The organism is Herbaspirillum sp. B65, assembly GCF_000333555.1.
Taxonomy (GTDB): domain Bacteria; phylum Pseudomonadota; class Gammaproteobacteria; order Burkholderiales; family Burkholderiaceae_D; genus Herbaspirillum; species Herbaspirillum rubrisubalbicans.
Genome location: NZ_BADI01000370.1, coordinates 1 through 8,757, shown reverse-complemented (window position 1 = coordinate 8,757; position 8,757 = coordinate 1). Strand labels below are relative to the sequence as shown.

Genomic DNA, 8,757 nt, shown 5'->3' with positions numbered 1-8,757 from the left:
CTGGAAGTGGTCAGCAAGTTCGGTGGCCTGCACAAGTTCATCGGCTGGGACAAGCCCATCCTGACCGACTCCGGCGGCTTCCAGGTGTTTTCGCTGGGGGAGATGCGCAAGATCACCGAAGAGGGTGTGCATTTTGCTTCACCTATCAATGGTGACCGCCTGTTCCTCTCGCCGGAAATCTCCATGCAGATTCAGCGCGTGCTCAATTCCGACATCGTCATGCAATTTGACGAATGCACCCCCTACGAGATCGATGGCCGTCCCGCCACCCGTGAAGAGGCCGGCAAATCCATGCGCATGTCGTTGCGCTGGGCCAAGCGTTCCAAGGATGAATTCGACCGTGGCGAGAACCCCAACGCGCTCTTCGGCATTGTCCAGGGCGGCATGTTCGAAGGCCTGCGCGATGAATCGCTGGCCGGGCTGGAACAACTGGGCTTCGACGGTTTCGCCATCGGCGGCCTGTCGGTGGGCGAGCCCAAGGAAGACATGATGCGCGTGCTGGAACACGTCGGCCCGCGTCTGCCGGCCAACAAGCCGCACTACCTGATGGGCGTGGGCACACCGGAAGACCTGGTCGAAGGCGTGGCCAATGGCGTGGATATGTTCGACTGCGTCATGCCCACCCGCAATGCGCGCAATGGCTGGATCTTCACCCGCTACGGCGACGTCAAGATCAAGAACGCCAAGTACAAGAACGATGACCGTCCCTTCGACGAGAGCTGCGACTGCTACGCCTGCAAGAACTTCTCGCGCGCCTACCTGCATCACCTGCATCGCGCTGGCGAGATCCTGGGGGCGCGCATGAACACGGTCCACAATCTTCACTATTACCTGCAACTGATGCAGGAAATGCGTGACGCCATCGATGCCGGCACCTTCCAGGAGTTCGTCAGGAAATTCAAGGAAGACCGCGCGCGCGGCGTGGACTGAAGCACCTGATACATTGCCGGGCGGGGCGGCTTGCTCCGTCTAGCGCTTTCCCTGTGACGTGGCCGACAGCCGCACCAGGGCTTCCCACAATTGCGCGGGCGCCACCGGCTTGTGCAACACGGGGATGCCGCTGGCGCTGGCTTCCCGCAATCGTGCGGGCGCGGTGTCGCCGGTGATGAGCAGGGCAGCGATGCTCTGCCCGCAGACCTGGCGCACGGCGGCAATGGCTTCGGTGCCATTGCGATGTTCGCGCAGGCGATAGTCGCTGATGACCAGGTCGAAGTCTTGCCGGCGTGCCAGCGCCTCGGCCTGTTCCAGACCTTCCACCCCGCTGCAGCGGCAGCCCCACTGCATGAGCAATTGCACCATGCTATCGCGCACGCGCTGGTCGTCGTCGATCAGGAGGATGCGCAAGCCTTGCAGGTCGCGCACCGCAGTTGCGGCCTCTGCCGGCTTGGTCTGTTGCGGCGGGGCGCTTGCTGCCGCCACCGGCAGCTTGAGCCGGAAGACACTGCCGCGTCCCGGGCGGGATTGCACCGTCAGGCTCAACCCCTGCATCTTGGCCAGCCCCTGGGCGATGGACAGGCCCAGTCCCAGACCCTTGTTGTGGTCGCGCTCGGGATTGCCCAACTGGTGGAATTCCTGGAAGATTTCCTGCTGCTGCGGCGGCGCAATCCCGATGCCGGTATCCCACACCTCCAGCCACACTTCGGCGCCGCGTCGCCGGCACGCCACCAGTACCCCGCCGCGCTCGGTATAGCGGATCGCATTGGAAACCAGATTGCGCAGGATCGGCTCGGTCAGTGCCGCATCGGCGCTGGCCAATACCTCGCTCTCGCGGGTACGGAACACCAGTCCCTTGGCCTCGGCTTGCGTGGCCATCTCGCGGCTGATGCGATGGATCAGCGCCTGCGGGCGAAAGGGGGCTACCTGTGGCTTCACCACGCCCGCTTCGATACGTGAATAATCCAGCAGGGTATGCAGCATCTCGGCGCAATTGTCGGCAGCGCTGCGCAGACGGCTTACCACCTCGCGCTGCATGGTATCCAACGGGGTATTGGCCAGCACCTCCAGGAACAGGCCCTGGGCGTGGATGGGTTGCCGCAGGTCGTGGCTGGCCCCGGCCAGGAAGCGCGACTTGGCGACATTGGCCTGTTCGGCCTGCTGCAAGGCTTGCTGGGTCTTTTCGGATTCGCGCTGCAGGCGCTCGATCAGGGCATTGTTCTCGAAGCGCAGCATGATGGCTGCCTTGGCCGCACGCGCACTATTGCGGGCCTGTACCAGCAGCGAAACCACGTACAGTACGGCGGCAATGGCCAGCACCTGCAGCGAGGCTTCCTGGGTATGCCAGGTACTCGATGCCAGCATCCCCAGCTCCACCAGGCAGAACGAGACGAAGGCCGGCAGCACCGGCGAGAGGATGGACATCGAATTGCCCGCCACCCCGGCCAGCACGCCGATGAGCAGGATGCTGCCGCCCGGGCTGGCCGTATCCAGCGCCAGCGGCGCCACCAGGCCCCAGGCAGCGCCGTCGATGCCATGCAGCAGCACCAGGCGGCGCGTGATGGCCGTGAGGTTGGCGGGAGTGATCTCGGTGGCCAGCAGGCGCCGGGCGTCGGCATAGTCGAACAGCTTGGAGGCGATCACCCCGGCCGCCCAAGCCAACAGCGGCCACAGCCCGGCACTCTGGTGTAGCGCATAGACCACCAGCAGTGCCACCAGGATGCCTGGCCAGACCGAACTGCCCAGGTTGCCGCACAGCAGGCGCACCTGCTCGACCCGGATGCGGTGGCGGGTGTCATCCAGGCCCTGGGCCGCAGACCCCTGCAGCAGGTCGTCGCTGCGCATGAGCTAGCTGACCAGGCCGCGGCGCCGCGCGGCGAAGGCCGCTTCGGCGCGATTGTCCACCTCCAGCGCGGCCAGGATGGCTTGCACGTGACCGCGAATGGTGTTCTCGGAAAGATTGAGCCGCCGACCGATGGCCTTGTTGGTCAAGCCTTGGCTGAGTAGCCCCAGCACTTCGTACTGGCGCGGGGTGAATTGCGGCTTGGCGCTGGCTTCGACCTGGCCGGATGGCGTGGGCAGCGTATGCCGGCCCCCGGCCACCTCCAGCAACACCTGCAGGATGTGTTCGGCGGTGGCCGCCTTGGAGACGAAGGCGGCCGCGCCGCGCTGGGTGGCTGCGCGCACGGTGCCATCGGTATCGTCGGCCGACAGGATGATGATCGGTACCTCGGGCCACTTGCGTGCCAGCACCGCCATGCCGTCAATGCCATTGAGCCCGCCTAGCTGGATGTCCAGCAGCACCATATCGGGCGCCTGCGCATCCTCTGCGCGCATGGCATCTTCCAGCGAGCCTGCCTCGCTGATGGTGGTCTGCGGTAACGCGGCCTGCAGCACCAGGCGCAGACCGCAACGAAACAGCGCGTGATCGTCGATGATCAAGAGACGTGGAATCGGCATCGGTAGCAAGCCTTCGGAAACGGGCTCAACAGTCGCTAGTCAAGCTGCAGCATCGCCGCTGGCGTCGGCTTCTTGCAGGCGCAGCAGTTTCTCGTGGACCTGGGCCGGCAGGCCTTGCCACAGCGCCTTGCCGGTGATGTGCATGGTCTGGGTCCAGTCTTGCCAGTCTTCGCCCGCCTGCTGGTACAACTCGGGAAAATCGTGCGGGGCCAGTTGCAGTTGCGGCAGTGCCCGCGCCACCTTGTGCAGCGCGGCCTCGGCCACTGGCGGGGCGGCACAACCCAGTTCGGCCATGGCGGTGGCCAGGTACAGGGTCCAGGTGATTTCCACCGAACGCGGTGCCGGCAATTCCTCGGACGGAACGGGGGCTTCGTAATGCAGTACGGCGTCGCAGAACAGCTCCGGGATCTTCCAGTCCTGCATCAGGGCCGCGGCAATATTGAGATGGTTGAAGCCGAACAGCGATTGCTCCATGGTCAATTGGGTAGAGGCATCCAGCGGCCGGGTCAGCAGCGAGGAATACGCGCTGGGGTGGGCCGAGGCCAGGGTCAGCTTGCCGATGTTGGCCAGCAGGCCGGTGGTGAACATCTCGCCCAAGGGCGCCACCCGGGTGTGGCCGCTGATGGCTTGGGCACCGCAGGCCATGGCGAAGCTGTGGGCCCAGAAGGCTGGCAGCTTGAAGTTGGTGCAGGAGGCCGGCGCCGTGGTCTCGGCCAGTGACAGCGCCAATGCCAGTTGACGCACGGCTTGCAGACCCACCAGCAACATGCTGTCCATGCTCACCGAGGCGATCGGGCGCACGCGCTCGGCATTGAGCACGTTGACGATGCGGATGATGCGCCCGGACAGGGCCGGGTCGGCCTGCACCAGATGGATCAGTTCTGCCATGTCGGGGTCATCCTGCGCGCACATGCGCATGATGGTCAGTCGTACTCCCCCTGGCGAAGGTAGCGCCTGTGCGCTCCTGAGCTTCTCGAACAGGGTGGGCTCAATGAAGGTGAGCATCATTTGCTGTCCTGGTTGCGGTTGTAGATATTGACCACTTCCTCCCAGCCGGCGAAGAGGGCCTCGACGCAACGCGGATCGAAGTGGCTGCCGGCATTGTCTCGCAGATAACGCTGCGCGTCTTCCAGACTCCAGCCTTTTTTGTAGGGGCGCGAGGAAGTCAGCGCATCGAATACGTCGGCCACCGCCACGATGCGGCCATAGAGCGGGATATCTTCACCCTTGAGTCCATTGGGATAGCCCGAACCATCCCATTTCTCATGGTGGGATTGGGCAATCTGCGAGGCCGTCTGCAACAGCGGCGAGGGGCTGTCACGCAGGATGTCGGCGCCGATCTGGGCGTGCTGGCGCATGATCTTCAGTTCTTCTTCATCCAGTCGACCGGGTTTGAGCAGGATATGGTCGGGGATGCCCATCTTGCCGATGTCGTGCATGGGCGCGGCGGCCAGCAAGAGATCCTGCTCTGCCTTGGGCAAACCCAGGTGGGCGGCGATGATGCGCGTGTAGTTGGCCATGCGCACCAGGTGTTCGCCGGTTTCCGGGTCACGATAGCCGGCCGCACGCGTGAGCAGGTCCACCGAGTTCAGCGCCAGCGTATTGCTCTGGTGCGATTTCTCTTGCACCTGCTCGGCCAGATGCTCGATCTTCTGGCTCATGGCCAGTTGCGACTTGCGCATGGCCAGCATGTTCTTGACCCGCGCCAGCAACTCCACCCGGTTGACCGGCTTGGAGAGGAAATCATTGGCCGTCATCTGCAAGGCCTTGTGGCGCACCTGCAAGCCCATGTCGGCGGTGATCATGATGACCGGCGTCATCTCCTGGCCCGGCAGGGCGCGAAAGCGCGACAGGAAATCCAGGCCGTCCATGCCCGGCATCATGTAGTCCAGCAGGATCAGGTCGGGCGCGTGCGCGCCGCACCAGTGCAGCGCCTCCACGGCGTCCGGGCAGGTGCTGATGTCGGTATCGGGCAACTGCCCCAGCATGTGCGTGAAGAGCGACAGATTGGTCTTGTCGTCGTCAACGATGAGAATCTTCATGGCTTCCCCGGCCCCTCTGTTGTATGTGTTCACCCAGCGTGGCGAAGGCACTGGCGCATTCTGCGGCCAGCCTGCGCACCTGCTCCGGGTCACCCTGGCGCGCCGCCATTTCCATCTGTCGTCCCAACTGGCCCAGGGCCTGGATGCCCAGGTTCAGGCAACTGCCGGCCAGGCGGTGGCCCAGCGCCTGGATCTGGCCCAAGAGCGGGTCGCTGTCCTGGCAGTGCCGCGCCAGTTCTTGCATCACCGGCGTGGTATGTTCGATGAACATGGCCAGCATCTCGTTGGTCAGCGCGCTGTCTTGGCCAAACAGTTCCTGCAGACGCGCTTGGTCCAGCATCGGCGCGGCGCTCTGCTCGCTGTCCGCTTCCTGCTCTACCGGCAGATAATGCGCCAGCATCGCCGCCAGTTGCGAGCGCAGCAGGGGCTTGGTCAGATAATCGTCCATCCCCGCCTCCAGGCATTGTTCGCGATCCCCGGCCATGGCATTGGCGGTCATCGCGACGATGGGGGTATGGGCCAGCTCGCCCTGCAGGCGTCGGATGCGACGCGTGGTTTCGTAGCCATCGAGGATGGGCATCTGGCAATCCATCAGGATCAGCGCGTACTTGCGCTGCCCCAGCTTCTCCAGCGCCTCCGCACCGTTGGAGGCGATATCGACCGCATAGCCCATGGCATTGAGCTGGTACACCGCCACCTTCTGGTTCATCACATTGTCTTCCACCAGCAGCAGTTCCTGCTGCCCCGCCTGCCTGAACGGTCTGGCCTGGGCGGCCAGGCTTTCGACCTGGTCCCGGCCGCTCGACAGTTTCATCACCGCGCGCAGCAACTGTTGCTTGCGCAATGGCAACTGTAGCGAGGTGGAAGTTGATTTTCCGTCTATATTAAGCCCGTGTACGCCGTGGTCAAGCAGGATGCACGTCAGGTCCGGTCGTTCGGCCTGCAAGCGGGCCAGCACGGCGCTGGCCGGCAGATCGCGCAGCTCGCTGCTGACGATGATGGTATCGATGCCGTTGGCGCTGGCCGCAGGTCCCGTCAGGGCCGCCAGGGCGTCGGTGGCACTGCCGTAGCGCAGGCTTTCCAGGCCGGCGCTGCGCAGGTATTCGTGCAGCATGGCGGCGCTGGCGTCATGGGTTTCGAGCAGGGCCACCTGTCGTTTTTTGGCTGCATCGATGGGGCTGGCAAAGCGCGGGGGCTGCGCTACCGGGATGCCCAGCTCGAACCAGAAGCAGGAACCGGCGCCGGGGCTGCTGTCCACCCCGATATTGCCCCCCATCAGTTCCACCAGACGCTTGCAGATCGACAGTCCCAGCCCGGTGCCGCCGTATTGGCGGGTGACCGAATTGTCGGCCTGGGTAAAGGGCGAGAACAGGCGGCGCAGGGTGTCTTCATCCATGCCGATGCCACTGTCGCGCACCTCGAAGCGCACCCGGCAATGGTCGCCCGCCACGTGCAGCGCCTGCACCCGCAGCAGCACCTCGCCCACGTGGGTGAATTTGAGTGCGTTGCCCAGCAGGTTCAGCAGGATCTGGCGGATGCGGCCAGGGTCGCCCAGCAAGCGCTCGGGCAAGCGGGTATCGACATGCGCCAAGAGCCGCACCTGTTTTTCGTGGGCCTTGAAGGAGAGCGCTTCGGTGCTGGCTTCGACCACCTCCAGCAGATCGAACTCGAGCACCGCGATATCCATCTTGCCCACATCGATCTTGGAAAAATCCAGCACATCATTGACGATGCCCAGCAGGGCGTGGGCCGAATCCTCGATGGCCTTGGCGAACTCCGCTTGCTGGGTATCCAGGCGCGTGCTGCGCAACAGTCCGGCCATGCCCAGCACCGCATTCATGGGGGTGCGGATCTCGTGGCTCATGGTCGAGAGGAAGGCGCCGCGCGTCAACATGGCTTGGTCGGCCGCTTCCTTGGCCAGCACCAGGTGACGGGCGGAGCGCTGGTTGTCGCGCAGCAGACGCAGCAGCACCAGTGCGCGCACCGCCCACAAGGCCAGCAGGCCCAGTGCCAGCCAGGAGGGCAGGTTGGTATGCCACAGCGCCACCAGGATCAGCACCGCGAAGCCGGCCTCGGCCAGGGCCAGCAACAGGCGGCCATGGCCCGGTACGGCACTGGCGCAGCGGGGGCGTTGATTGAGCCAGCCTGGCATCACGACGTGTCTCCATGGTGAGCGATTCCGATTTGTGGTGAGTAGGGCTATCAATTATAAGGAATTGATAATTAAATTGTGAAAATTGTTTTATTTTCTCCTTTTTTGACTAACTTGATGTGGTCAAAATGCGGCAGCCGGACGAACTTGATTTATTTGAGCAACACCGCTGCCAACACCGCCAGCAGCACCACCGCCCACGACGGCAGCTTGAGCCGGACCAGGGCGGCGAAGGCGGCCAGGGCGATGAGCAGGTCACGCTCGTTGAAAATGGCGCTGGTCCACACCGGCCGGTAGAGCGCAGCCAGCAACAAGCCCACCACCGCCGCATTGACCCCGGCCAGCGCCGCCTGCATGGCGCGCTGGCGGCGTACCTCATCCCAGAACGGCAGCAAGCCCGTCACCAGCAGGAAGGACGGGGCGAAGATCGCCAGCAGGCACAGCACGCCCCCGGCCACCCCATTAGGCCAGGATGACATCACCACGCCCAGATAGGCGGCCAGCGTAAAGAGCGGCCCCGGCACCGCCTGGGCGGCGCCGTAGCCGGCCAGGAAGACATCCTTGTCGACCCAGCCGGTGGGCACCAGTTCGGCCTGCAGCAGCGGCAGCACCACGTGGCCGCCACCAAAGACCAGCGAGCCGACCCGGTAAAAGATATTGATCTGCTGCAGCCAGGGCGCCGGGTAGAGCGAGGCCAGCAAGGGAATGCCGGCCAGCAGGACGAAGAACAGCAACAGGCAGGCCCGCCCCGCGCGGCGGCTGACCACCAGCGGCAGCTGTTCTTGCAGCGTCATCTGTGGTCCGTGCAGCAGCAGGCGTCCGGCCAGCCCGGCCAGCACGATCACCCCCAACTGCACCAGGCTGCCATGCAGCAGCCCTGCTGCCAGCGCCGCCAGCACCATGATGAGCAGGCGCTGCGGCCCGCGGCAGAGGGTTTGCGCCATGCCCCACACCGCCTGCGCCACGATGGCCACGGCCACGATCTTCAGTCCATGCACCACCTCGCCGGAGAGCCAGCGCGCATCGGCCAGCACCGACAGCGCCACCACCATCAGCAGCACTGCCGAGGGCAGGGTAAAGCCCAGCCAGGCCGCCAGCGCACCGCGATAGCCGCCGCGGATCAAGCCGATGGCCAGCCCCACCTGGCTGCTGGAGGGGCCCGGCAGGGAC

Annotated in this window: 7 protein-coding genes; 1 reads left to right on the top strand and 6 read right to left on the bottom strand. The window is 64.7% G+C overall.

The features are described 5' to 3' along the window. The coding region (tgt, locus tag I5W_RS09125; RefSeq protein ID WP_044528984.1) for a tRNA guanosine(34) transglycosylase Tgt at positions 1 to 930 on the top strand (930 nt) is incomplete at its 5' end. A 39-nt stretch (positions 931 to 969) separates the two neighbouring features. Here the strand turns inward: tgt and I5W_RS09120 are convergent. The 6 genes from I5W_RS09120 to chrA form a co-directional block, all read right to left on the bottom strand. Further along, complete coding sequence (locus I5W_RS09120; RefSeq protein WP_044528983.1) at positions 970 to 2,778, bottom strand: ATP-binding response regulator; 1,809 nt, start codon at positions 2,776 to 2,778, stop codon at positions 970 to 972. Between the two features lie 3 nt (positions 2,779 to 2,781). Further along, positions 2,782 to 3,393: a response regulator gene (locus I5W_RS09115; protein ID WP_044528982.1), complete on the bottom strand. Its 612-nt coding sequence runs from the start codon at positions 3,391 to 3,393 to the stop codon at positions 2,782 to 2,784. Positions 3,394 to 3,432: 39 nt separating this feature from the next. Further along, positions 3,433 to 4,401, bottom strand: coding sequence for an HDOD domain-containing protein (locus I5W_RS09110; protein WP_017453112.1), 969 nt, complete (start codon positions 4,399 to 4,401; stop codon positions 3,433 to 3,435). Further along, positions 4,398 to 5,435 (bottom strand): HD domain-containing phosphohydrolase, encoded by a 1,038-nt coding sequence (locus I5W_RS09105; RefSeq protein ID WP_044528981.1) that lies wholly within the window; start codon positions 5,433 to 5,435, stop codon positions 4,398 to 4,400. The genes I5W_RS09110 and I5W_RS09105 overlap by 4 nt, the downstream gene beginning before the upstream one ends. Further along, positions 5,416 to 7,587 carry an ATP-binding protein gene (locus I5W_RS09100; protein WP_044528980.1) on the bottom strand — a complete coding sequence of 724 codons (2,172 nt, stop codon included), beginning with the start codon at positions 7,585 to 7,587 and terminating at the stop codon, positions 5,416 to 5,418. Before I5W_RS09100 ends, I5W_RS09105 begins: the two co-directional genes overlap by 20 nt. Before the next feature lie 152 nt (positions 7,588 to 7,739). Beyond that, positions 7,740 to 8,757: chromate efflux transporter (gene chrA, locus I5W_RS09095; RefSeq protein ID WP_044528979.1), on the bottom strand; the 1,018-nt coding region annotated here is incomplete at its 5' end.

What these genes read in the sequence shown, in the direction of transcription:
- I5W_RS09115 (WP_044528982.1), bottom strand. Translation starts at nt 3,393, where the DNA reads ATGCCGATTCCACGTCTCTTGATCATCGACGATCACGCGCTGTTTCGT.
- I5W_RS09100 (WP_044528980.1), bottom strand. Translation starts at nt 7,587, where the DNA reads ATGCCAGGCTGGCTCAATCAACGCCCCCGCTGCGCCAGTGCCGTACCG.
- I5W_RS09120 (WP_044528983.1), bottom strand. Translation starts at nt 2,778, where the DNA reads ATGCGCAGCGACGACCTGCTGCAGGGGTCTGCGGCCCAGGGCCTGGAT.
- I5W_RS09110 (WP_017453112.1), bottom strand. Translation starts at nt 4,401, where the DNA reads ATGATGCTCACCTTCATTGAGCCCACCCTGTTCGAGAAGCTCAGGAGC.
- I5W_RS09105 (WP_044528981.1), bottom strand. Translation starts at nt 5,435, where the DNA reads ATGAAGATTCTCATCGTTGACGACGACAAGACCAATCTGTCGCTCTTC.